This is a genomic window from Massilia sp. YIM B02443 (assembly GCF_030411955.1).
Taxonomy (GTDB): Bacteria; Pseudomonadota; Gammaproteobacteria; order Burkholderiales; family Burkholderiaceae_D; genus Telluria.
In genome coordinates this window covers 155,222-178,612 of the sequence record NZ_JASNRA010000011.1, presented here as the reverse complement: position 1 = coordinate 178,612, position 23,391 = coordinate 155,222, and the positions used below count along the sequence as shown (strand labels likewise).

15 protein-coding genes and 1 tRNA gene are annotated in these 23,391 nt (G+C 64.2%); 11 read left to right on the top strand and 5 right to left on the bottom strand.

Annotation, left to right across the window (positions count from 1 at the left end):
- Nucleotides 1–22: 22 nt before the first annotated feature.
- Nucleotides 23–2,083 (top strand): M13 family metallopeptidase, encoded by a 2,061-nt coding sequence (locus QPK27_RS13530; protein ID WP_290418767.1) that lies wholly within the window; start codon nucleotides 23–25, stop codon nucleotides 2,081–2,083.
- A gap of 209 nt (nucleotides 2,084–2,292) precedes the next feature.
- Here QPK27_RS13530 and QPK27_RS13525 read toward each other — a convergent pair whose 3' ends face one another.
- Nucleotides 2,293–3,501, bottom strand: a complete 1,209-nt coding sequence (locus QPK27_RS13525) for a glycosyltransferase family 4 protein (protein WP_290418766.1) — start codon at nucleotides 3,499–3,501, stop codon at nucleotides 2,293–2,295.
- Between the two features lie 307 nt (nucleotides 3,502–3,808).
- Here QPK27_RS13525 and QPK27_RS13520 point away from each other — a divergent pair, with 307 nt between their 5' ends.
- Nucleotides 3,809–5,176 (top strand): UDP-glucose/GDP-mannose dehydrogenase family protein, encoded by a 1,368-nt coding sequence (locus tag QPK27_RS13520; RefSeq protein WP_290418765.1) that lies wholly within the window; start codon nucleotides 3,809–3,811, stop codon nucleotides 5,174–5,176.
- The gene (locus QPK27_RS13515; RefSeq protein WP_290418764.1) at nucleotides 5,173–6,153 is read left to right on the top strand and encodes an NAD-dependent epimerase/dehydratase family protein; all 981 of its coding nucleotides are present in this window, start codon (nucleotides 5,173–5,175) and stop codon (nucleotides 6,151–6,153) included. The genes QPK27_RS13520 and QPK27_RS13515 overlap by 4 nt, the downstream gene beginning before the upstream one ends.
- Nucleotides 6,154–6,258: 105 nt before the next feature.
- Here the strand turns inward: QPK27_RS13515 and QPK27_RS13510 are convergent, their stop codons facing one another.
- From QPK27_RS13510 to QPK27_RS13500, 3 genes are all read right to left on the bottom strand, one after another.
- Nucleotides 6,259–7,449 carry a hypothetical protein gene (locus QPK27_RS13510; RefSeq protein ID WP_290418763.1) on the bottom strand — a complete coding sequence of 397 codons (1,191 nt, stop codon included), beginning with the start codon at nucleotides 7,447–7,449 and terminating at the stop codon, nucleotides 6,259–6,261.
- Nucleotides 7,450–7,762: 313 nt separating this feature from the next.
- Nucleotides 7,763–10,054 (bottom strand): hypothetical protein, encoded by a 2,292-nt coding sequence (locus QPK27_RS13505; protein ID WP_290418762.1) that lies wholly within the window; start codon nucleotides 10,052–10,054, stop codon nucleotides 7,763–7,765.
- A 330-nt stretch (nucleotides 10,055–10,384) separates the two neighbouring features.
- The gene (locus QPK27_RS13500; RefSeq protein WP_290418761.1) at nucleotides 10,385–11,299 is read right to left on the bottom strand and encodes a cytochrome c5 family protein; all 915 of its coding nucleotides are present in this window, start codon (nucleotides 11,297–11,299) and stop codon (nucleotides 10,385–10,387) included.
- Nucleotides 11,300–11,504: 205 nt separating this feature from the next.
- Here QPK27_RS13500 and QPK27_RS13495 point away from each other — a divergent pair.
- The 8 genes from QPK27_RS13495 (at nucleotide 11,505) to QPK27_RS13460 (ending at nucleotide 22,196) form a co-directional block, all read left to right on the top strand.
- Nucleotides 11,505–11,580: transfer RNA gene (locus tag QPK27_RS13495), tRNA-Arg, on the top strand.
- 160 nt (nucleotides 11,581–11,740) lie between these two features.
- Nucleotides 11,741–12,850 (top strand): acyltransferase, encoded by a 1,110-nt coding sequence (locus tag QPK27_RS13490; RefSeq protein ID WP_290418760.1) that lies wholly within the window; start codon nucleotides 11,741–11,743, stop codon nucleotides 12,848–12,850.
- A 415-nt stretch (nucleotides 12,851–13,265) separates the two neighbouring features.
- Nucleotides 13,266–14,555 carry a nucleotide sugar dehydrogenase gene (locus QPK27_RS13485; RefSeq protein WP_290418759.1) on the top strand — a complete coding sequence of 430 codons (1,290 nt, stop codon included), beginning with the start codon at nucleotides 13,266–13,268 and terminating at the stop codon, nucleotides 14,553–14,555.
- 69 nt (nucleotides 14,556–14,624) lie between these two features.
- Nucleotides 14,625–15,665 (top strand): SDR family oxidoreductase, encoded by a 1,041-nt coding sequence (locus QPK27_RS13480; RefSeq protein WP_290418758.1) that lies wholly within the window; start codon nucleotides 14,625–14,627, stop codon nucleotides 15,663–15,665.
- Between the two features lie 76 nt (nucleotides 15,666–15,741).
- Complete coding sequence (locus QPK27_RS13475) at nucleotides 15,742–17,139, top strand: TIGR03013 family XrtA/PEP-CTERM system glycosyltransferase (RefSeq protein ID WP_290418757.1); 1,398 nt, start codon at nucleotides 15,742–15,744, stop codon at nucleotides 17,137–17,139.
- A 61-nt stretch (nucleotides 17,140–17,200) separates the two neighbouring features.
- Nucleotides 17,201–19,351 carry an XrtA/PEP-CTERM system histidine kinase PrsK gene (prsK, locus tag QPK27_RS13470; protein WP_290418756.1) on the top strand — a complete coding sequence of 717 codons (2,151 nt, stop codon included), beginning with the start codon at nucleotides 17,201–17,203 and terminating at the stop codon, nucleotides 19,349–19,351.
- A 32-nt stretch (nucleotides 19,352–19,383) separates the two neighbouring features.
- Entirely contained in the window at nucleotides 19,384–20,745 is a 1,362-nt protein-coding gene (gene prsR / locus QPK27_RS13465; RefSeq protein ID WP_290418755.1) for a PEP-CTERM-box response regulator transcription factor, read from the top strand.
- Entirely contained in the window at nucleotides 20,742–22,196 is a 1,455-nt protein-coding gene (locus QPK27_RS13460) for a right-handed parallel beta-helix repeat-containing protein (protein ID WP_290418754.1), read from the top strand. Before prsR ends, QPK27_RS13460 begins: the two co-directional genes overlap by 4 nt.
- Here QPK27_RS13460 and QPK27_RS13455 read toward each other — a convergent pair.
- Nucleotides 22,133–23,374: a glycosyltransferase gene (locus tag QPK27_RS13455; RefSeq protein WP_290418753.1), complete on the bottom strand. Its 1,242-nt coding sequence runs from the start codon at nucleotides 23,372–23,374 to the stop codon at nucleotides 22,133–22,135. The two genes, QPK27_RS13460 and QPK27_RS13455, sit on opposite strands and share 64 nt — an antisense overlap.
- Between the last annotated feature and the right edge of the window lie 17 nt (nucleotides 23,375–23,391).

Sequence of the window (23,391 nt, the reverse complement as noted above, 5' to 3'; positions counted from 1 at the left end):
CCTTCATCAACACGGAGAGAACATGAAACGACATCTGATGAGCGCCGCCGCACTGCTGCTGGTGGCCTCGCTGGCGCAGGCGCAGACCGGCGCCGGCAAGACCGGCGCCGCCAACGGCAGCGGCCTCACCACCGGCATCGCCACGCAATACATCGAGCCTTCCGCGCGCGCCCAGGACGACTTCTTCGAACACGTCAACGGCAAGTGGCTCAAGAGCGTCGAGATCCCGGCCGACAAATCGAGCTGGGGCGCCTTCCACAAGCTGGCCGACGACACCCAGCCGCAGCTGCGCGCCATCATCGAGCGCGCAGTAAGCGACAAGAACGCCGCTGCCGGCACCGAAGTGCGCAAGATCGGCGACTTCTACGCCAGCTACATGGACGAAGCGCGCCTCGAGCAGCTGGGCGTCGCGCCATTGAAAGACCAGCTGGCGCGCATCGCCGCGGTCAAGGACAAGGCCGCGCTGCCGGCGCTGTTCGCGCAACTGAACCGCATCGGCGTGAATGTGCCGCTGTCGTTCTACATCCACCAGGACGCCAAGGATTCGACCAAATACGTGGCCGATCTGCACCAGGACGGCCTGGGCATGCCTGACCGCGACTACTACCTGAAGAACGACGACGCCAAGCTGCTTGAAATCCGCACCAAGTACCAGCAGCATGTCGAGAAGATGCTGACCCTGGCCGGCGGTAAAAACGCCGCTGCCGATGCCAAGGCCATCGTCGACCTGGAAACCGAACTGGCCAAGGTGCAGTGGACCAAGGTCGAGAACCGCGATCCGATCAAGACCTACAACAAGGTCGAACTGAGCAAGCTGGCCGCGATGGCGCCGGGCTTCGACTGGAACGCCTGGCTGGCCGCCTCCGGCATCGCCGGCAAGACCGACTACGTGATCGTCAGCCAGCCGAGCTTCTTCAAGGGCTTTGCCGACGTGCTCAATCGCGTGCCGCTGTCGACCTGGCAGGCCTACCTGCAGCTGCACGTGGTGAACGGCTACGCCAGCTACCTCTCGAAAGCGTTCGTCGACCAGCGCTTCGCCTTCCACGGCACCACGCTGGCCGGCATCCCGCAGCTGGAACCGCGCTGGAAGCGCGGCGTCTCGACGCTGGAAGGCAGCCTGGGCGACGCCGTCGGCAAGCTGTACGTGAAAGAGCACTTCCCGGCCGAGCGCAAACAACGGATGGAAGAGCTCGTGAACAACCTGCTGGCCGCCTACAAGCAATCGATCGATACCCTCGACTGGATGAGCCCTGCGACCAAGAAGGAAGCGCAGGCCAAGCTGGCCAAGTTCACCCCGAAGATCGGCTACCCGAGCAAGTGGAAAGAGTACACCGCCCTGAGCGTCAAGCGCGACGATCTGGTGGGCAACGTGATGCGTTCGCGCGAAGTCGAGTACAACCGCGAGCTGAACAAGCTGGGTAAACCGATCGACCGCGACGAGTGGGGCATGACGCCGCAGACGGTCAACGCCTACTACAACCCGGAACTGAACGAGATCGTGTTCCCGGCCGCGATCCTGCAGCCGCCGTTCTTCGACGCCAAGGCCGACGACGCGGTGAACTACGGCGGCATCGGCGCCGTGATCGGCCACGAGATCAGCCACGGCTTCGACGACCAGGGTTCGCAGTACGACGGCGACGGCAATATGCGCAACTGGTGGACCGAGGAAGACGGCAAGCGCTTCGGCGAAAAGACCAAGGCGCTGATCGCGCAGTACGCGGCCTTCAGCCCGCTGCCGGGCTACCACGTCAACGGCGAACTGACGCTGGGCGAAAACATCGGCGACAACTCGGGCCTGGCGATCGCGTATAAAGCCTACAAGCTGTCGCTGAAGGGTAAACCTGCGCCGACCATCGACGGCTTGAGCGGCGACCAGCGCTTCTACATGGGCTGGGCCCAGGTGTGGCGCGCCAAGATGCGCGAACCGGCGCAGATCGCCCAGATCAAGACCGATCCGCACTCGCCGGCCCAGTACCGCGCGAATGGCACGGTGAAGAACCAGCCGGGCTTCTACGAGGCGTTCGGGGTCAAGGCCGGCGACAAGATGTACCTGGCGCCGAAGGACCGCGTGATCATCTGGTAAATGGCTGGTGCTGACAGTGGCCGGCAGGTTCGCTTGCCGGACCTCGCTTAGTACCGCCACCCTTAAAACCGTCGTTCCCGCGAAGGCGGGAACCCAAGTTCGATGCTTACCACTAGCTCAAAACGAAGTGGCTGTGCACAAAAGCTTAGGTTCCCGCCTGCGCGGGAACGACGGTTTTTCGGTTAACGAAGGAAGAACAGTGGGGTGACTCAGGCTGCCTGGCGCGCCAGCGTCGCCGCGGCGCCGCGCCGGCCTTCGACCAGGCGCGAGAAGATCGCCAGCTGGCCGGCGGTGGTGTCGTCCCAGCTGAATTTTTCGGCATAGCGCCGCGTCGCCGCATGGTCCGGATAGTTGGCGCGCAGCTGCTGCACCGCTTCGGCCAGCTTCTCGTGGGTGCGCTCGGCCATCAGCACGCCCGCCTCGGGCGCGGCCACCACTTCCGGTGTGCCCCACACATTGCTGGCCACCACCGGCGTGCCGCACGCCATCGATTCGAGCAGCACATTGGCCCAGCCTTCGCGGCTCGAGGCCAGCACCATCGCATCGGCGGCGTTGTAGTATTTTTTAAGTTCGGTCTGCGCCACCGGGCCCAGGAACTTGACGCGGTCGGCCACGCCAATCTCGCTCGCCAGCGTCTCCAGGCGCTTGCGCTCCGGCCCGATCCCCGCGATCAGGAGCTTCACGCCCGGCAGCAGGGTCAGTGCGCGGATCGTCATGTCGTGCGCCTTGCGCGGATCGAGCACGCCGACCGAGATCAGGGTAAAGCCGTCGATCTCCAGCTCGGCGCGCATCGCGGCGCGGTCCAGCGGCGCGAAGCGCTGCAGGTCGACGCCGTTGCGCAGCGGCGTGATCAGGTTCGGCGCCACGCCCAGGCCGACCATCTCTTCCTTGAGCGCATTGCAGACCGTGATGATGCCGTCGGCCTGCGCCGCCGCTTCCAGGATCATGGCGCGCGGGCGGGCGAATTGCGGGATCAGGTTGATGTCGGTGCCGCGCGCGGTGATCACCACCGGCTTGTTGAAGTACCTGCCCAGTTTCACCGCCGCCACGCCGTCCGGATAGAAGTAGTGGGCGTCGATCACGTCGAAATCGTAACCCTCGTCGATCATGCGGCCGATGGTCGGCTTGACGCAGGCCGCCATCAGGCTCGGCGCCATCTGCATGCCGATCTTCGGGAAGTGCAGGTAGCGCGGGTGCTGGACGTCGATGCCATAGCGTACCTCACGCTCCGGCACCTGGGCGAAGTGGGCGTACTCGCCGAAGCGCGGGTGCTTGAACGGGAACCATGGCACCGGCGCGACCACGCGCGACTCGACCTGGCCACTGGCCAGCAGGTAGCGCAGCCGGGTCTCGACGAAGATCCCGTGGTTGGGACGCACGGCGTTCGGGAAGAGGGAACTGAAGGTCAGGAGTTTCATGCTGAAGAATCGTGATGCGAATCGGGATGCGAAGCGTGGTGAGAACCGTGATGCGCACGCAACTGCTCGCAGGCAAGTATAGAAATGTTTGTTGCAAGATATTTCATTTCTTCTCAAACCTCAATCGAATCTCAATCGAATCACGGGAAATTTACAATATAATAATTTCCGATCATCATTTTATGTGCTGAAACACAACCCGGCGTTGAAGCAAACCGGGTCTGCCGCAACCGTGTGGCAGGTTTCGCGCAAGCAACTCTACAATCCTCGTGCCTGCCACAGGCGTCTACTCTGGATAAGAACACTCATGAAAATTTCAGTTATCGGTACCGGTTATGTGGGCTTGGTCTCGGGAGCATGCTTTGCCGACGTCGGCAATAACGTCCTGTGCCTCGACATCAACGCCAGCAAGATCCAGATGCTCAAGGATGGCCAGATCCCGATCCACGAGCCGGGCCTGGACACCATGGTCATCGCCAACGCCGGCGCCGGCCGCCTGCATTTTTCGACCAGCTATGATGACGCGGTGGCGCATGCCGACGTGATCTTCCTGGCGGTCGGCACCCCGCCAGACGAGGACGGCAGCGCCGACCTGACCCACATCCTGGAAGCGGCGCGCCAGATCGGCCAGCGCATCACCAGGCCGATCGTGATCGTCGACAAGTCCACCGTGCCGGTCGGCACCGCGGACCTGGTGCGCCAGGCGGTGAAAGGCGAAATCGACCGGCGCGGCGCGCAAGTCGGCTTCACCGTGGTCAGCAATCCCGAATTCCTGAAGGAAGGCGCCGCCATCAATGACTTCATGCGTCCGGACCGGATCGTGGTCGGCAGCGATGATGCGCAAGCGACCACCCTGATGCGCCAGCTGTACGCGCCGTTCAGCCGCAACCACGAAAAACTGGTGGTGATGGACGTGCGCTCTGCCGAGCTGACCAAGTACGCGGCGAACGCCATGCTGGCCACCCGCATCAGCTTCATGAACGAACTGGCCAACCTGGCCGAACTGCTGGGCGCCGACATCGAAGCGGTGCGCCAGGGCATCGGCATGGACCCGCGCATCGGCTCGCAATTCCTGTACGCCGGCATGGGCTATGGCGGTTCGTGCTTCCCGAAAGACGTCAAGGCGCTGGTCAAGACCGCCGGCGGCTACGGCCAGCAGCTGCACATCCTGGAAGCCACCGAGCGCGTCAACGACCTGCAGAAGAACGTGCTGTACCGCAAGGTGTGCCGCTTCTTCGGCGGCGAAGACAAGCTGCGCGGCAAGACCATCGCCCTGTGGGGCCTGTCGTTCAAGCCGAACACCGACGACATGCGCGAAGCGCCGAGCCTGGTGCTGATCCGCGCCCTGTTCGCGGCCGGCGCGCGCGTGGTGGCTTACGACCCGGTGGCCAGCAAGGAAGCGTTGCGCGTGCTCAATGCCGAGCACGGCGAAGGCAAGTGCGCCGAGCTGCTCACCATCGCCAGTTCGGCCGAGGAAGCGGTGCGCGGCGCCGACGTGCTGGTGCTGGTGACGGAATGGAAGGAATTCCGCTCGCCGGACTTCACCTTCCTGGCCCGGACGCTGACCCAGCGCGCGGTGTTCGACGGCCGCAACATCTACGATCCGCACACCGTCGCCGCTGCCGGCCTGGCCTACGAAGGCATCGGCCGCGCGGTGAAGGCGGAGGCGCAATGAGCGGCCGCCGCATCCTGGTCACCGGCGCCGCCGGTTTCGTCGGCAGTTTCGTTGCCGCGCGCCTGGCGGCAATGGGCCACCAGGTGACCGGCTGCGACAACTTCAACGATTACTATGATCCGCAGCTGAAGCTCGATCGCGTCGCGGCCTTGTTGCAACCGGCCGGCATCGCCTGCGAAAAAGTCGACATCGCCGACAATGCGGCCTTGAGCGCGCTGTTCGATCGGGTGCAGCCGGAACTGGTGGTGCACCTGGCGGCCCAGGCCGGCGTGCGTTACTCGCTGCAGAATCCCTCGGCGTATATCCAGTCCAACCTGGTCGGCTTCGGCAACATCCTCGAAGCCTGCCGCCGGCACCGGATCGAACACCTGCTGTACGCCAGCAGCAGCAGCGTCTACGGCAGCAACGCCAAGGTGCCGTTCAGCGAAGCCGACCAGGTCGACGAACCGGTCTCGCTGTATGCCGCCACCAAGAAGGCCAACGAACTGATGGCGTATTCGTACAGCCACCTGTACGGCTTCCCGGCCACCGGCCTGCGCTTCTTCACGGTGTACGGTCCATGGGGCCGGCCGGACATGGCCTATTTCAGCTTTACCGAGAAGATGGTGCGCGGCGAAAAGATCCCGGTCTTCGCCGAAGGCAAGCTGACGCGCGACTTCACCTATATCGACGACATCGTCGAAGGCGTGGTGCGCCTGCTGTTCAAGCCGCAGCCGGAACAAGGTGGCAAGGCCCGTCATGCGGTCTTCAACATCGGCAATAACCAGCCGGTGATGGTGCTGGACTTCGTGCGCACGCTCGAGCGCGTGCTGGGCGTGCAAGCACAGCTGGACTTCCAGCCGATGCAGGCCGGCGACGTGCCGGCCACCCACGCCGACACCAGCCGCCTGCAGGAATGGGTCGGCTACAGGCCGTCGACCGCGCTGGAAACCGGGCTGTCGCATTACCGCGACTGGTACCGCAGCTGGCGCGCTTGAGCGCGGCAATCGGGCACAAAAGGAAAAGGGCAGCCGAGGCTGCCCTTTTTTATTGCAGCGCTGCTCCCGCAGCGCTTGGGTACAGACGCTGCGTGCAGCGCCGATTTACAGTGCCGATTCGTAGGCGCCGATATCGAGCTTGCCCACGACTGGACGGGTTGCGCCGGCGGCCGGGTGCTTGTAGACCGCGGTCGGCTTGAGCGCGAAGCCGCTGGCCGCCTTGCCCGGATCCGACGCGGCGCCGATCACCAGCGCATTGATGGTCGGGATCAGGTTGTAGGTAAGGCGGTTGATGAAGCCCGGCGCCACCGAACGGTAGTTGGTCTTCTCGACCGCGCCGACCTGGTTGGTCAGGGTGCCGGTGCCGCCGAAGATATTATTCTGCAACAAGACCTTCTTGGTGACGCCGCTGCCGACGAACACGAAGTTGCCGCGCGCGCTGTCGTCGTTCAGGAAGGTATTGTTGACCACGTACAGGTCGTGGCCCGGATTGCTGGCGCCTTCCACCCCATACGACAACATCGCCGGGTTGCTGTGCGAGGCCGGCTGCTGGATCACGTTGCCGATCACGTAAGAGGTGCCGGCGTTCGGCAGGTCGATCTCGTAGCTTGGCTTGCCGGTGGCGGTGGTGCTCTTTTCGCCCGGGGCGGTGGTCGAGAAGCGGTTGTAGGCGATGGTGTTGACCAGCGCGCGCGACTTCAGGTTGTGGCCGACCACGGCGTCGTGCGAGAAATTGTAGCGGAAGGTCAGGCTGGCAACCTTGCCGATGTACAGGTTGTGGGTCTGGCCGCTGCCTTGGCCGTTGTGGCCGAACTCGCTGTTCTCGATGACGATGTTGCTGGCGCTGTTGGCGCCGGTCAGGATGCCGTTTTCGTTATCGTGCAAAAAGGCCGAGCGCAGCGTGAAGTTGGTGCCTTCCAGGCGCAGCGCGGCGCCGTTCTTGTCGGCTACCTTGGCGCCGTACATCTCGACGTTTTCGATCGTGATGTTGTTGCCTTGAACGACCCAGATACCTTTGCCCATCGCATTCTTGCCGGCGGCGTCGATCTTCGGACGGCCGTTGACGCCGCGGATGGTCAGGTTGGCGGGCTTGATGCCGCACACGTCACCCTTGTAGGTGGCATTGCCGGCGATTTCGACGACGTCGCCGGCCTTGGCCACGGCGAACGCCTTGCAGGGAGTAGCGTAGGTCTTGCCGGCGCCAACCGACAAGGTAGCGGCCGAAGCCGGAACAATAGCGGCCAGCGACAGTGCAGCCAGCGACAGGCGCGACAAAAAGAAAAGTTGGGCTTGCATGGGGATGTCCTTGCGATTGTGGAATCTGAAAATTTCCTGCGACACATTCAGAATACCCTAATTCCGTTCGGAAAGAACGTTACCAATTGTAAGAAGAAGGTGCTGCGCAGGCATTCCCATAGGGAATATGATGATTGCTTGTGTTCTTATCACCGTCTAAAACGTCGCCAAAAAACGTCATTTATCGGAACTGCGGTTAACTCGCAGTTTGTACGAAGCGGTAACGGGAGGGGATGCTATTGGTGCTGCGCAGACATGAAAAAACCCGACAACCTTTCGGCTGTCGGGTTCGTTGGTGAAGGCCGGCCTCGGATCAGCGCGGCACGATCGCGAATTGCGGTGCGCCCGAATAGTCCGGCTTGACGCTGCGGGCCATGAACTTGTCCCACGCTGCCTTGCCGGCAGCGCCGGAGGCGGTCACGGCGTAGGCCAGGGCCGGCTGCATGTTCGACGGGTAGCCCATTGCCGAGGACGAGTAACCCGTCATTTCGCCCACTTTCAGGCCCAGCAGCTTGCCCATCTCGGCGCTGCCGCATGCCAAGCTACGCAGGGCTTGGCTTTGGGTCTGGTTTGCAGCATCCTTCAGTGTGGTGAACAGCGGACCCGACGAGGTAGCTTTGATTGCCAACGAATAGATCGCGCCGTCAATCCAGCAAAGGCCATTATCAGTCATGCGCTGCACCGGGAATTTGGCTTTCCAGGTCAGCAGGCGCTTGGCTTCGGTGAAGCCCAGGTCTGCCGCATGGCCGACCGACTGCGTAAAGAAGTCATCCTGCCATGGCGCGATGCCGGTGCCTTCGCGGTAGGCAAATGCTTGGTTAGTGAGCACCCCCAGCTTGTTGGCCTGCGCATTATCGGTATATGTCGAGTTGTACCAAGCCAGGTTGTTGTTGACGAAACCGGTAAAGTGCGACTTCAGGCGGTCGCTGTCCGGCGTGATGTAGGCCGCTTCAGCGATCGAGCGCAGGGTCCAGGCTTGGCCGCGCACCTGATTTGACTGCAGGATGCCTTTGGCGTATTCGCGGTAGCGCGGGTTGTACTGCAGTACATTGTGCGAAGCCCAGAATTGCAGCTCTTCCAGATAGTAGTAGTCACCAGTGACCAGGTATGGCAGGTAGGCCAGATTCGGCTGGTGCGAGGTATCGTGGGTGAACGGCGTGGCGCAACCGCCGCTGGTCGCACACGACGGGAACCACTCGTATTTTTTTGTGGTCGGGTTCAGGGTGTCGCCCTGGCGGCCGAGCAGCGTCATATACGGGAAGTCGATGATGCTGATCGGCTGGTCGGTGGTCTTGTCACGGTAGTGCATCGACCAGCTGCCGGCTAGGTCGCCATTGCCAAGCGTGACCATCTTGGCACGTGCATCCATACTGAGCAGATACAGGACCGACCATGCCGGGAGCAGGCCAATGTCTTCGCGGCCGCCAGTGGTAGGCATGTAGCGCATGGCGCTGCCGACGTGCATCGGGGTGGTCTTTTCGCCGGTCCAACCGTTCTTCAGGTTGGCGAGGGTCGATTCCTTGACGGTGATGCTCTGGTCGTAGTTGGCGACAGCGCCAGTGCTGATCAGGTAAGCGGCATCGTGTTTGACATTGATCGCGTCTGGAGCGGCATTGCCTTGCCAGAACACCTTGCGCCAGCGGGCATGATGCAGGTGCGTCAGAGCGGGCAAGGTGTACACGCTCTTGCCGCCAACCAGCACTTCTGCATCGTAGGTGAAGTTGCTCGGCGCTGGTTCATAAGCCCAGTTGTTTTCGACGGTAACGTCAACGCGCGCCTTCTTGGCGGCGTCGTACCAGCGCACGGCGAAGCGCGCGGTCAGGTGCGGGTGCTGCACGCCGCCGGCAGTCTTCAGCGGCGCCGACACCAGCCATTCGTTGACCGAGGCGCCGGCCAGCCAGCTGCTGGTCTTGCCGGCCTTGATCAGTTCGTCGGCCGAGGCGCTGTAGCGCACGCCGTTCAGGGTGGCGCTGACCGAGGCGTTGAAGCCGCTATTGAGCAGCGAGGCGGTGGTCACGCCGGTCGAGGTCGACGCTTTGCCGGCGGTCACCAGGTCCATCTTGCGGGTCTGGCTGGCGGCAATGGTCGGAATCACGCCCGAAATGATGGCGTGGCGCACCGTGCCGTCCGGATGGAAGGCCTTGGCGTCGACTTGCAGCGGCAGGGTTTCTCCGTTGTCGAAACGGCCGACCAGCGCGGTGTCCTTGGCCAGGTCGCCGGCGGCGAACACTTGGCCGAAGGTGAACGGGACGCTGGTCTGGGCTGCGGCGGCGCCGTTTTCCAGGCGCACATTGGTGATGGTACGGGCTGGCGCCGCAGCGACCGGGCTTTTGACCCCGGTTGCAGGCGTCTGGCCCGATGCGCCGCGACCCGAATAAATGCTGGATGCGGTGGTGCCCATGGATGCGTTGGTGACTGCATCGGTGGCGGCGACGCCGGCGGCGTCGGTGGTCACGGTGCCGCTGGCGCTGACGCTGGCGGCACTGCTCGAGAGGGTGTTGCCGGTAGCCGCATCGCCGCTACCGCCGCCGCAGGCGACGAGGATGGTGCCGCACAGGGTGGCAGACAGGGTACGTACGACCAGGGTGTTCAGGGAGGTGGACATGTAATCTCTTCAGTGGTTGCTGTGGCTGTGAGAATTTTCCGCCACGGGACAACCAGAAGGTTACGCCAAAGCAAAAGAGATTCCCATAGGAATCAAACTTTCTGTGTGGAATTTCTCCCAAATGCAACACAAACTTATTCGCTATTTAACGAATATTATTCGTATGAAAACCGTTGCATTGGCAGATTTATTTTGTTTGATTACAACAGACAAGCAATTGTGACAAGGCCTAGGACAGACCATGATGAAGAGAAATTATTTCGCAGCAATGACTATGCAGTCAACGCCAGAATTTACTCTGAGTAACCTAGTTTGTAAGCAATCGAAATATTACTTGGCGGCGGCCACCATATAGTCGACGGCGGATTTCACCTCCGCATCGGAAGCAGGCGATCCGCCTTTCGGCGGCATGAAGCCGGTCTTGCCCTGGAAACCCTTGATCGCGTGTTCGTACAGCGTCGGGTTGCCCTGCGCGATGCGGGCGCTCCAGGCCGCCTTGTCGCCCAGTTTCGGCGCGCCGGCGACGCCGGCCGCATGGCACACCATGCAGGCGCTGTCGTAGAGACGCTTGCCGTCGGCTACGGCCACGGCCGGACCTGCCGCGGTTGCGGCAGTGGCAGTGGCAACTGCTGGGGCCGGTGCTGCGACAGCCGGCGCGGAAGCAGCCGCGGCCGGAGCCGGAGCAGATGGATCGGCGGCTGGGGCCGCAGCGGTAGCGGTTGCCGGCGCCGTGGCTGTGGGTGCTTCCGGTTCCTTGAAGCTGGCGCCGCTCTTGTTGGTCATGAACACCACGGCGCGCGCCACCTCGACCTCGTCCAGGTCGGGATTGCCGCCCTTGGCCGGCATGGCGCGGATGCCTTCGATCGCGTGCTTGATCAGAGTGTCGTAGCCCTGTGCCAGGCGCGCTCCCCAGCCGGCGTTGTCGCCGGTCTTAGGCGCACCCGCCGCGCCGCTGTCGTGGCAGGCGGCGCAGGTGGCCGCATACACGGCGGCGCCGGCCTGCAGCACGCGCGGCGCGTTGGGGTCGATCAGGGTAAAACCTTCTTCGGCCACCGGGCGCAATCGGGCCGCGATGGCGTCTGCCTGCTGGCCATCGGTACCGGCGCCTGTCACGGGCACGTTGGTGACGAAGGAAACCAGCAGGATAATGCCGAGAACAATAACTAGGAAGAAACCGGCGACGGCGATGACGAGCTGCTTCGGCGTGCGGATCAGGGATTGGTGTTCGTGATGTGCGTCGCTCATGATTTCCTTAATAGCTATTAAAAAAACCTGCCACTCTGACGTTGGGACGACAATTTCAATGCCGAATTGCAAAGTCCGGCAATCGGCCGATTATAGTCTGAAAGTTTGCAGACTGTAACTAAAATTGAAAGCAGAGCACGGCAGTTCCCCATGGACGGCGCGGCGGAAAGTCTGTATCCTTCGCTCACTCGTTTCACCCTCCCGCGCGGCTGTAGCTCAGTGGATAGAGTATTGGCCTCCGAAGCCAAGGGTCGCTGGTTCGATCCCAGCCAGCCGCGCCACTCCCGTTTCCCTTTCCGTTTTTCTTCCTCGACGTTCAATTCGCCAGCTGCGTTGCTGCTTGTGTTACCGGCCTGTTACTGGCTGCGTACAGTGTTGTTCTTGTATTGTTCGTTAGCAAAGTTAATCTGCAATCATTGCAGGATTCCGCTAGAATGAATTTTGCATTCTTTCAATTCTTGCAACGATCGGAGCCGCACCTATGCACCAGGACACTGCCCAGCGTATAGCAATGCTTCGTTACCTGATGATCGTTGGCATTGTCGTGCTGCACACGCCGCCCTTCGTTCCGATTCCGAGATCGGCCCTTCGCTGTTCGATCAGGTCAAGGCTTTCTTCCAGAACGCGGGCTTTCGCGCCACGGTGCCGGTCCTGACCCTGATTTCCGGCTTCCTGCTGTTTCGCACCGGCCTCGACCAGCAATGGCACAAGCTGGCCACGAAAAAAGCGCGCACCATCCTGGTTCCCTTCCTGGTCTTTAATCTTGGCCTGCTGGCGGCGGCTTACGCGCTGCAGCGCGCCACCGGCATCACCACCAGCTATGAGCTGATCCCGTTCGACGCCCGCACCTGGCTCGACGCCGCCTTCGGCCTCACCCGCTCTCCGATCAACTATCCGCTCAATTTCTTGCGCGACTTGATCGTCCTGATGCTGCTCGCACCCTTGTTCGGCCTGTTCCTGCGCAAGGCACCGTGGCTGGGCCTGGCCGTGGTGGCGCTGGTGTTCCTGAACAATGTCGACGGCTTGCTGGTGTTGCGCGGCCTGATGCCGGTGATGTTCTATATTGGCGGCATGGCCGCCGTGCGCCGCTGGAACCTGCAGGCGCTGGACGGCTATGCCTGGCTGTGCCTGGCCGCGTTCGTCCTCAGCTGCTTGGCGATGCTGCACTGGCGCGTGACCAATGTCACTTATCTGGGCCTGGTCGCGCCGTTCCTGATCTGGCCGGCCGCCTCGCTGCTGAACGGCAGCGCCGTCGGCCGTTGGCTGCAGCAGCAAAGCAAATACAGCTTCTTCATCTTCATTGCCCATGCGCCGATCCTGCTGGTCACCTGGATGGTGTTTCAGAAACTAAGCGGGCACGTGCCGTACGTGGTCTACTGGGTCGGGGCGCCGCTGCTGGTGGTGGCGCTCCTGACGGTCGTCTACCGCATCGCCGCCTACCTGATGCCGTCGGCCTTTGCCTTCATTACCGGTGGCCGCGCAGCGCGCGGCGGGGAGTCGGACCAGCGCCGGGCAACGCCGGAACTGGCCGGCGGACACAGTCCGCATTGACCGTTGGTCGTGAACATGCGTCTGGCGTTCTAACAGAACATGTATTTAGATCAAGTATCGTTCGATACCCCCGCGCACGATTCACGCAAACAAAAGATTGTCCACTAGAAAATGCTAATATTGCACAAGAAGTACAGACGTGCTAACTAAGCAAGTTCTTTTTCGCAATGCGAACTGCATTTGCGCATGACGATGTAAAAGATTCAATACCTTAAGTCGCTGCCAGGCTCAAAAAACGACAGTTCTGGCACGCAGTGTTGATAATTCGTGTATTTACGTAAAATAATTGTAACAATAAAACGTTATTGTTGTTACTCCCCGACAAAACGGCTGGGCTTCGGTTGAGGTCGCCCAAGCCCCCGTGCTATAGTAAAGTTAGCATAATTGCAAAACCCAATTCTCGAACGGAACCATAATGAAAGCAGATGAGGTCGTAGCAGTAGTAGGACTCGGATATGTCGGCTTGCCGCTGGCAGTGGAATTTGGCAAGAAGGTACGCACTATCGGCTTCGATCTTTCCGTCAGTAAAACCGAGAGTTACAAGCAGTTCGTCGACCCCACTGGCGAAGTCTCGACCGAACAGCTGCAGGCGGCGCGTCACCTTGAAGTGACCACCGACCCGGCCATGCTGGCCCAGGCCGACTACGTCATCGTCGCCGTCCCGACCCCGGTCGACATTGCCCACGTGCCGGACTTCACGCCGCTGATCGGCGCCAGCACCTCGGTCGGCAAGAACCTCAAGCGCGGCGCGGTCGTGATCTACGAATCGACCGTCTACCCGGGCGCCACCGAGGAAGTCTGCATCCCGCTGCTGGAGCAGCACTCGGGCCTGAAATGGAAGGAAGGCTTCAACGTCGGCTTCTCGCCCGAGCGCATCAACCCGGGCGACAAGGAACACACGCTGACCAACATCCTCAAGGTGGTGTCGGGCGACGACGAGGATTCGCTCGAGCGCATCGCGCAGATGTACGAGACCGTGGTCACCGCCGGCGTCTACCGCGCCTCGAGCATCAAGGTGGCCGAAGCGGCCAAGGTCATCGAGAACACCCAGCGCGACCTGAACATCGCGCTGATGAACGAACTGGCGATCATCTTCGACAAGATCGGCATCGACACGCTGGAAGTGCTGAAGGCCGCCGGCACCAAGTGGAACTTCCTGCCGTTCCGCCCGGGCCTGGTGGGCGGCCACTGCATCGGCGTCGACCCGTACTACCTGACCCACAAGGCCGAGATGATCGGCTACCACCCGCAGGTGATCCTGGCGGGCCGCCGCATCAACGACGGCATGGCCAAGTTCGTGGCCGAGAAAACCGTCAAGTCGATGATCTCGTCGGGCGTCAGCATCAAGGGCGCCAAGGTCAACCTGGTCGGCCTGACGTTCAAGGAAAACTGCCCCGACCTGCGCAACTCGAAGGTCGCCGACATCGTCTATGAATTGCAAAGCTACGGCATCGACGTCCACGTGTTCGACCCGATCGCCGAAGCCGACGAGGCGCAGCACGAATACGGCATCCAGCTCGAGAGCTGGGACAGCCTGCCGAAGGCCGACGCCCTGATCGTGGCGGTGCCGCACAAGGAAGTGCTGGCGCTGTCGCTGAACGATTTCCAGTCCAAGCTGAACCCGGGCGGCTGCTTCATCGACGTCAAGTCGCAGTTCGATCCGAAAGCGCTGGGCGAAGCGGGTTATTGCGTCTGGCGCCTGTAAGCAGGAAGGCGCGGCCCGCCATGCGTGACAGCGCGCGGCGGACGGCGCAACTCAGAAAGTGCTTTTAATGTGAACAAGTTCCAGGAAGTGCAGCAGCACCTCACCCAGAACAGCCATCGCTGGCTGGTCACCGGTGCGGCCGGTTTCATCGGCTCGCACCTGGTCGAGGCGCTGCTGCGACTGAATCAGCGGGTGGTCGGCCTCGATAATTTCGCGACCGGCCACCAGCGCAACCTGGAAGGGGTGCGCGCCGCGGTCGGCGCCGCGGCGTGGGAACGCTTCGCACTGGTCGAAGGCGACATCCGCCAGCTCGGCGATTGCGCGCGCGCCTGCGCCGGCGTCGATGGCGGAGTCGATTATGTGCTGCACCAGGCGGCGCTCGGCTCGGTGACGCGCTCGTTCGACGATCCGATCGCCACCAACGCGACCAACGTCGACGGCTTCCTGAACATGCTGGTGGCGGCGCGCGACGCCGGCGTCAAGCGCTTCGTGTACGCCGCCTCGAGTTCGACCTACGGCGACGACCAGGACTTGCCGAAGGCCGAGGACCGGATCGGCGAGGCGCTGTCGCCGTACGCGGTGAGCAAATACGTGGGCGAGCTGTATGCCAGCGTGTTCGGTCGCAGCTACGGCCTGGCGTCGATCGGACTGCGCTACTTCAACGTGTTCGGCCCGCGCCAGGACCCGGACGGCCCGGGGGCCGCCGTGATCGCGCGCTGGGCCAAGGCCCTGATCCGCAACGACGCGGTGGTGATCAACGGCGACGGCGAGACCAGCCGCGATTTCTGCTACGTCGACAACGTCGTGCAGGCCAATCTGCTGGCGGCGCTGGCCGAGGACGAGGCGGCGGGGCGGGTGTACAACGTCGCCGTCGGCGAGCGCACCACGCTCAACGCGCTGTATGGCATGATGCGCGCCGGGCTGGCCGAACGCTTCGGCCACCTGGCCGCGCATCGGGCGCAGTACGGGCAATTCCGGCGCGGCGACGTGCGCCACTCGCAGGCGAACGTCGGCAAGGCCGCGGCGCTGCTGGGCTACCAGCCCACGCACCGCCTGGAAGCAGGATTGAAGCAGACGATGGACTGGTATGTCCGTCATGTGGCGCAATGAGCCGGCCACGCGCCGGCACCAATGAAGAATTACGCGATGCAGAACCAGAATAGCAACAAGAAGCCCGGAGGTCACCGTGTTCAGGATTTCTAATCACTACGTGTCGAAAATCGTTTTCGTGCTCCTGTTCGTCGAGCTGCTGGTGCTGCTCGGCGCCGCCTACATCGGCGTGGCGCTGCGGATGATGGAATACGAAGGCTCGATCCACCAGCTCGACCACCTGTTCACCTCGGCCTTTGCCTTTGCCGCCGCCATTATTTTCAGCATGAGCGCGATGGGCATGTACCAGCTCGACTACGACGAAGGCCTGCGCCATCCGTTCTTCATGAAGCTGATGCCCTCGTTCGTGATGGGCTTCATCATCCTGGCGCTGGTGTTCTACATGGCGCCCGAACTGTACCTGGGCCGCGGCACCATGCTGCTGGTGTTCGCGCTGGCCGGCTGCGGCATCTTCCTGGCGCGCATGGTGTTCTTCAAGACGTCCGAGGCGCGCCTGCTGCAGACCCGCATCATGTTCCTCGGCGGCGGTCCGCTGGCCAAGGAATGCAGCGAGCTGGCCACCCGCAAGTCGCGCTACCACAAGTACGAGATCGCCGGCTTCATCCCGAATCCGAACGAGGAGCTGTGCGTTTCTTCTTCCAAGCTGCTGGCGATGCGCGAAGGCGACTCGCTGGTGTCGCTGGCGCGCAAGAACAACGTCAGCGAAGTCGTGGTGTCGGTGCAGAACCGGCGCGGCGGCTTCCCGATCAAGGAGCTGCTCGACTGCAAGCTGCAAGGCATCAAGGTCACCGACGCCGCCACCTTCTTCGAGCGCGAGACCTGCCAGATCCGGGTCGACTCGCTGCAGCCTTCATGGCTGGTGTTCGGCGGCGGCTTCGACCAGAGTTTCGTGCGCACCTTCATGAAGCGCAGCTTCGACCTGGTGTGCAGCTGCATCATCCTGGTCATGACCTTCCCGCTGATGCTGGCCGCCGCGCTGGCGGTGTGGCTGGAAGACCGCGGTCCGGTGTTCTATTCGCAGGAACGGGTCGGCAAGGACGGCAAGCCGTTCCGCGTGCATAAATTCCGCTCGATGCGCGCCGACGCCGAGAAGAACGGCAAGCCGCAGTGGGCGGCCCAGAACGATCCGCGCGTGACCCGCGTCGGCAATTTCATGCGCAAGACCCGCATCGACGAACTGCCGCAGATCCTCAACGTGTTCAAGGGCGAGATGTCGTTCGTCGGCCCGCGCCCGGAACGCCAGTACTTCGTCGAGCAGCTGATCGAAGTGGTCCCGTATTACAACGTGCGCCACAGCGTCAAGCCGGGCATCACCGGCTGGGCCCAGGTGCGCTACGGCTACGGCTCGTCGGCCGAGGACGCGCTGCAAAAGCTGCAGTACGACCTGTACTACGTGAAGAACAACAGCCTGTTCCTGGACATCCTCATCCTGATCAACACGCTGAAGGTGGTCCTGTTCCGCAGCGGCCGCTGACCCCGCGTTCGCGCCAGCCGGCGGCCCCGCCGCCGGCCCCACCTTGCATCACCTGCTTCCCATGGACGTCGCTTCGCTGACCAGCATTGTCGTTTATAGCCACGCGCTGGCCGCGGTCTGCTTCGCGCTGCTGCTGTTGCCGCTGCGCGCATCCCGCGTTGCATCGCGCGCTGCGTCGCGCGATGCTTCCCTGCGCAGCATCCGCATCGAGCCGTCGCACCGCTTCGCGCTCGGCCTGGCCTGCCTGTTCACGCTGCTGTGGGCCGTTTCGCTGGCCTGGGAGGCCAGCAACGGCACCCTGTGGTCGAGCCTGACCGACGGCTTCGAGATCCTGCGCAACGCCGGCTGGTCGCTGTTCCTGCTGGCGCTGCTGGACAACTGGCGCGCGCCCGGCAGCCGCCTGCCGTTCGGCCTGCGGCCGTCGCTGGCGATCGCCGCCCTGGTCTACCTGGGCTGCCTGCTGGCCAACCTGATGGGCCATTGGGACCTGGCCCTGGTGCGCGAGCACAGCCAGGCGCCGGCGGCGCTGCGGGTGGCGATGGCGGTGTGGGGCATGCTGCTGGTCGAGCAGGTGTACCGCAACCGCTCGGTGCAGGAACGCTGGGCCGTCAAATTCGCCTGCCTCGGCGTCGGCGGCCTGTTCGCCTACGACTTCTATTTGTACAGCCACACCATGCTGTTCCGCGAGGTCGATCCCGATATCTGGGCCGCGCGCGGCCTGGTCAACGCCCTGAGCGTGCCGCTGGTGGCGGTGGCGCTGGGCCGCTCGCGCTCGTGGACCTCGCCGCTGTCGCTGTCGCGCCGCGCGGTATTCCATTCGGCCGCGCTGTTCGGCTCCGCCACCTACCTGCTGGCGATGGGCTCGGCCGGCTACTACCTGCGCTTCGTCGGCGGCAGCTGGGGCACGGTGATGCAGGTCGCGTTCCTGTTCGGGACCCTGGTGCTGCTGGTCGGCACCCTGTTCTCGGGCACCTTCCGCGCCTGGCTCAAGGTCTTTATCAGCAAGCACTTCTACCGCTACAACTACGACTACCGCGAAGAATGGATGCGCTTCACGCGCACCCTGGCCCAGCCCGGCCCCGGCCTGGGCGTGCGCGTGATCGAGGCGGTGGCGGCGCTGGTCGAAAGCCCCGGCGGCGCGCTGTGGCAGCGCCGTGAAGGTGGGGAGAACGGCGGCCACTACGAGCCGAGCGCGCACTGGCACATGCCGGCCTTGACGGCGTCCGAGCCGGCGGATTCGCCGTTCTGCCAGTTCCTGGAATCGAGCCAGTGGGTGGTCGACCTGCACGAATACAGCCATAGCCCTGACAAGTACGACGCGCTGGCGCTGCCGGCCTGGCTGGCCGACTATCCGCGCGCCTGGCTGGTGGTGCCGCTGATCCTGCACGGCAGCCTGTCCGGCTTCGTGCTGCTGCATACGCCGCGCAGCCCGGTCAAGCTGAACTGGGAAATCATCGACCTGCTCGAGATCGCGGGCAGCCAGGCCGCCGCCCACCTGGCGCAGCAGGACGCGGCCGACGCGCTGCTGGTGGCGCGCCAGTTCGAATCGTTCAACCGCATGTCGACCTTCGTGGTGCACGACCTGAAGAACCTGGTGTCGCAACTGTCGTTGATGAACGCGAACGCCGCGCGCCACAAGGACAACCCGGAATTCCAGGCCGACATGCTGGAGACCGTGTCATACTCGGTGCAGAAGATGAAACTGCTGCTGCAGAAGCTCGGACGCGGCGCGTCGGGCGAGCAGTCGGCGCCGCTGGCGATCGACAAGGTGGTGCGCCAGGCGCTGGCGCTGAAGGACGCGTTCGAGCCGCATCCGCAGCTGCGGGTGGAGGCGCCGGGACTGACGGTGCTGGCCGAGCGCGAACGGCTCGAGCGCGTGCTTGGCCACCTGATCCAGAACGCGATCGAGGCCACGCCGCGCAGCGGCAGCGTCACCATCCGCGTAGCGCAGCACGATGGTGGCGTGCTGGTCGAAATCGCCGACACCGGCGAAGGCATGAGCGAAGAGTTCATCCGCGAGCGCCTGTTCAAGCCGTTCGAGTCGACCAAGTCGGCCGGTATGGGCATCGGCGTGTTCGAGAGCCGCGAATACATTCACGAACTGGGCGGCCGCCTCGAAGTGGCGAGCCGTCCGGGGCAGGGCACCACCTTCCGGGTGCTGCTGCCGCTTCACCAACACGCCATGCAGGCGGCTGCTGGACGCGCCGCCTGACATGCAGCCAACAGCCAAGCGAGGAATCAAGCGTGACGCAACCTAAACCGAAACTGCTGGTCATCGAGGACGATCCGGGCCTGCAAAAGCAGCTGCGCTGGAGCCTGGACGCCTACGACGTGGTGCTGGCGGGCGACCGCGAGGCGGCGCTGGCCCAGATCCGGCGCCACGAGCCGGCGGTGGTGACCATGGACCTGGGCCTGCCGCCCGATCCGGACGGCTCGACCGAAGGCCTGGCCACGCTGCAGCAGATCCTGGCCCTGGCGCCGGAGACGCGGGTGATCGTCCTGACCGGCAACCAGGAGCACAGCAACGCGGTCAAGGCGATCGCCATGGGCGCCTACGACTTCCACCAGAAGCCGGTCGACCCCGAGGTGCTGAACCTGGTGATCCAGCGCGCCTTCTTTCTGCATAACCTGCAGCAGGAAAACCGCCGCATGCAGCAAAGCAGCGCCGATTCGCCGCTGGGCGGCGTGATCTCGCGCGACCCCGGCATGCTCAAGGTGTGCCGCACCATCGAGAAGGTGGCCCCGACCTCGGCCTCGGTGATGGTGCTGGGCGAATCGGGCACCGGCAAGGAAGTGCTGGCGCGCGCGCTGCACGCGCTGTCGCCGCGCGCCAAGGAACGCTTCATGGCGATCAACTGCGCGGCGATTCCCGAGAACCTGCTTGAGAGCGAATTGTTCGGCTACGAAAAGGGCGCCTTCACGGGCGCCGCCAAACAGACCAAGGGCAAGGTCGAACTGGCCCACGGCGGCACTTTCTTCCTGGATGAAGTGGGCGACCTGCCGATGCCGCTGCAGGCCAAATTGCTGCGCTTTTTGCAGGAGCGCGTGATCGAGCGCATCGGCGGGCACGAAGAGATCCCGGTCGACGTGCGCATCATCTGCGCCACGCACCAGAAGCTGAAGGACCTGTGCGCACAGGGGCGCTTCCGCGAAGACTTGTATTACCGCCTGTCCGAGATCGTGGTCACCATCCCGCCGCTGCGCCAGCGCGAAGGCGATGCGGCACTGCTGGCGCACCACTTCAAGAACAAGTTCTGCAGCCAGGAAGGACGGCCGTCGCTGCACTTCGCGCCGGACGCGATCGCGGCCATCGAAGGCTACAACTGGCCCGGCAACGTGCGCGAAATGGAAAACTACATCAAGCGCGCCGTGATCATGGCCGACGGGAACACGATTGTTGCCGACGACCTGGGCCTGCCGGGCGAAGGCGCGCAGGAAGAGCCGATCAACCTGCGCCAGGTGCGCGACGAGGCCGAATACAAGGCCATCGTCAAGGCGCTGGCGCGGGTCGACGGCAATATCGTCAAGGCCTCGGAAGTGCTGGGCGTGAGCCGGCCGACGCTGTACGACCTGATGGCGCGCCACGGGATCAAGGCGGCCGGATGAAGTGGATGAAGGGTGTCGCGCTGCTCGGCGCATTGGGCATCGCGGCTACTGCCGCCGGTGCGGTCGGCACCGTGCTGTACCTGCAGGAGCAGGGCGTGGCGCCGCGCGCGCTCGCGCCCTACGTCGAGCGGCGCAGCGCGGGCCACAATCCATTGATCACCGACGGCGGCCAGCGGCTCGGCGCGCACCTGCGCACGGTCGACCGCGGCGATGGACTGCCGCTGGTGCTGCCCGCCTTGAAGGCCGGCGCCCAGCCAACGCCGGCGCAGGGCAAGGGCGGCGCGATCAAGGACGTCGATTCGAACGAGACGCTGCTGCGCGCGATGGCGGCGGCGGTGCCGGGCGACGTGATCACCATGGCGCCGGGCGTCTACCGTTTCAACCACGCCGTCACGGCGAACCGTCCCGGCGTGGCCGGGGTGCCGGTGACGGTGCGCGCGGCGCAGCCGGGCAGCGTGACGATCGAATTCGCCACGGTCGAAGGCTTCGTTGTGCGCGCGCCGCACTGGCGCTTCGAGAACCTGAGCATCCGCGGCGTGTGCGGCAACGATGCCTCGTGCGAGCACGCCTTCCACGTGGTCGGCGGCGCCACGCACTTTGCGGCGGTGAACAACACCATCCTCGACTTCAATGCCCACTTCAAGATCAATGGCATCGGGATCGGCGGTACCCGGGTCTTCCCGGACCATGGCCTGATCGAATCGAACACCCTGAGCAACAGCGCGCCGCGCCGCACGCGCAATCCGGTCACGCCGATCGACCTGGTCGGCGCCAGCGACTGGACCGTGCGCGGCAACCTGATCACCGATTTCATCAAGGACGGGGGCGACCGCGTCAGCTACGGTGCCTTCGCCAAGGGCGTCGGCGCGCGCACGGTATTCGAGCGCAATGTGGTCTGGTGCGAGGCGCGCCTGCGCGGCCAGCCGGGCCAGCGCGTCGGCCTGTCGCTGGGCGGCGGCGGCACCGAAAAGCCGTACTGCCGCGACGGCAAGTGCGTCAACGAGCAGCAGGACGGCGTGGTGCGCGACAACCTGGTCGCTTCGTGCTCGGACGTCGGGATTTACCTGAACAGCGCCTCGGGCAGCCGCGTCGAGCACAACACCCTGGTCGACACGGTTGGCATCGACGTGCGCTACCCGGCCAGCAGCGCCACGGTAGAGGGCAACTTGGTCGACGGTCCGATCCGCAGCCGCGACGACGGCGTGCTGCGCCTGGGCGACAACCGCAGCACGGCGCTGGGTTGGTCGTATGTCGGACGGCATCCGGTGCGCGGCCTGTTCCGCGAGTGGGAAGTGGGCGACCTGGCGTGGAAGGATGAGACGCCGCGCCGGGATGGCGCGGTTGACCGCCTTGATTTGTGCGGACAGAAGCGCGCGGCGAATCCGGCCTACGGCGCCTTCGAGGACTTCGCGGCCTGCGTCACCACTTCGTCGAGCAACGCCGCCAACTGAGCGGCGCGCGCGCCGCGCTCGCAGGCGCGCACCGCTTCCTGAGGCGCCAGCGGCGCCTGTCCGGCGGCTACCAGGTCCAGGAACCGTTCCAGCACTGTTTCGATGGCGATGCTGTCGTCCAGCGGGCCGACGGTATCGATACCGCAGCCTTTCAGTACGGCGGCAGTGTCGCCACGCGCATCGGTCAGCGCCAGCAAGGGCCGCGCGGCGCGCAGGTATTCGTACAATTTCGCCGGCACCTGATCGTTGCAGTTGGCCGCCTGCAGCAGCAGCAGGGCATCGGCGCCCAGCATCTCGCTCAAGGCCGCGCGGTAGGGCAGCGGCGTCGCGATCTCGACCAGGTTGGCGACGCCGTGTTCCTCCGCCAGCCGCGCCAGAAAGTCCTCGTGCACCGCTGCGCGCAGCACCAGCCGGAAACCGGCGGCGTCGATGCGTCCGCGAGCGCGTAATGCCGCCAGCGCGGCGAACAGCGGACCGGGATCGCGCTCGGACGGATACACGATCCCGCTGTGCAGCAGCCGCAGCGGCCCCGGAGCGCGCGCTTGCGGCGTCACGCCGGCGAAGGCGGCTTCGTCGTAGCCGTTCTCGATCAGGCGAAAGCGCTCCGGCGGCAGCTCGGGATAGCGCTCGCGGTAGCTGCGCACCGCGCCCGGCGTGGTGCACACCGCGACGCTGCAATGGCGTACGGTGCGCGCCTCGACCCAGCTTGCCGCGCGCCGGCGCGCGCGGCCGGTCGGGTGGCTGGCGTCGATCATCGGGTCGCGCAGGTCGGCGATCCAGGGCAGGTCGGTTAGGCGCCGCAGCACCAGTCCGATCAAATGCGCGCTGGCGATCGGATAGGTCGACCAGATCGCCTGCGGGCGGTGGCGCCGGATCAGGCCAAGGCCGGCCGGGACCGCGCCCAGCAGCCACGAAACCCAGCGATCCGGCAGCGCCATCCAGCCCAGGTAGCGGCCCCTGAACGCCAGCTGGCGCGCGGTGTCGAGGGCGAAGGCGCGGCGCACGGTGACGTCGCGCGGAATCTCGTCCAGCTGGTCCGGGCCGACGTTTTCATAGGCGCGCGGCGCGGCGCTCAGCACCAGCGGCTGCCAGCCCAGCGCCGGCAGGCGCCGCACGAATTGCAGGGTGCGCTGGATGCCACTGCTGCCGCGCTGCGGCGGGAAGTGGAACGCGATCATGAGGACTGATTTCGCGC

Bases quoted from the DNA above. Each gene is read 5' to 3' on its own strand.
- QPK27_RS13520 (WP_290418765.1), top strand. From the start codon at position 3,809: ATGAAAATTTCAGTTATCGGTACCGGTTATGTGGGCTTGGTCTCGGGA.
- QPK27_RS13500 (WP_290418761.1), bottom strand. From the start codon at position 11,299: ATGAGCGACGCACATCACGAACACCAATCCCTGATCCGCACGCCGAAG.
- QPK27_RS13510 (WP_290418763.1), bottom strand. From the start codon at position 7,449: ATGCAAGCCCAACTTTTCTTTTTGTCGCGCCTGTCGCTGGCTGCACTG.
- QPK27_RS13485 (WP_290418759.1), top strand. From the start codon at position 13,266: ATGAAAGCAGATGAGGTCGTAGCAGTAGTAGGACTCGGATATGTCGGC.
- QPK27_RS13515 (WP_290418764.1), top strand. From the start codon at position 5,173: ATGAGCGGCCGCCGCATCCTGGTCACCGGCGCCGCCGGTTTCGTCGGC.
- QPK27_RS13460 (WP_290418754.1), top strand. From the start codon at position 20,742: ATGAAGTGGATGAAGGGTGTCGCGCTGCTCGGCGCATTGGGCATCGCG.
- QPK27_RS13525 (WP_290418766.1), bottom strand. From the start codon at position 3,501: ATGAAACTCCTGACCTTCAGTTCCCTCTTCCCGAACGCCGTGCGTCCC.
- prsK (WP_290418756.1), top strand. From the start codon at position 17,201: ATGGACGTCGCTTCGCTGACCAGCATTGTCGTTTATAGCCACGCGCTG.
- QPK27_RS13530 (WP_290418767.1), top strand. From the start codon at position 23: ATGAAACGACATCTGATGAGCGCCGCCGCACTGCTGCTGGTGGCCTCG.
- QPK27_RS13455 (WP_290418753.1), bottom strand. From the start codon at position 23,374: ATGATCGCGTTCCACTTCCCGCCGCAGCGCGGCAGCAGTGGCATCCAG.
- QPK27_RS13505 (WP_290418762.1), bottom strand. From the start codon at position 10,054: ATGTCCACCTCCCTGAACACCCTGGTCGTACGTACCCTGTCTGCCACC.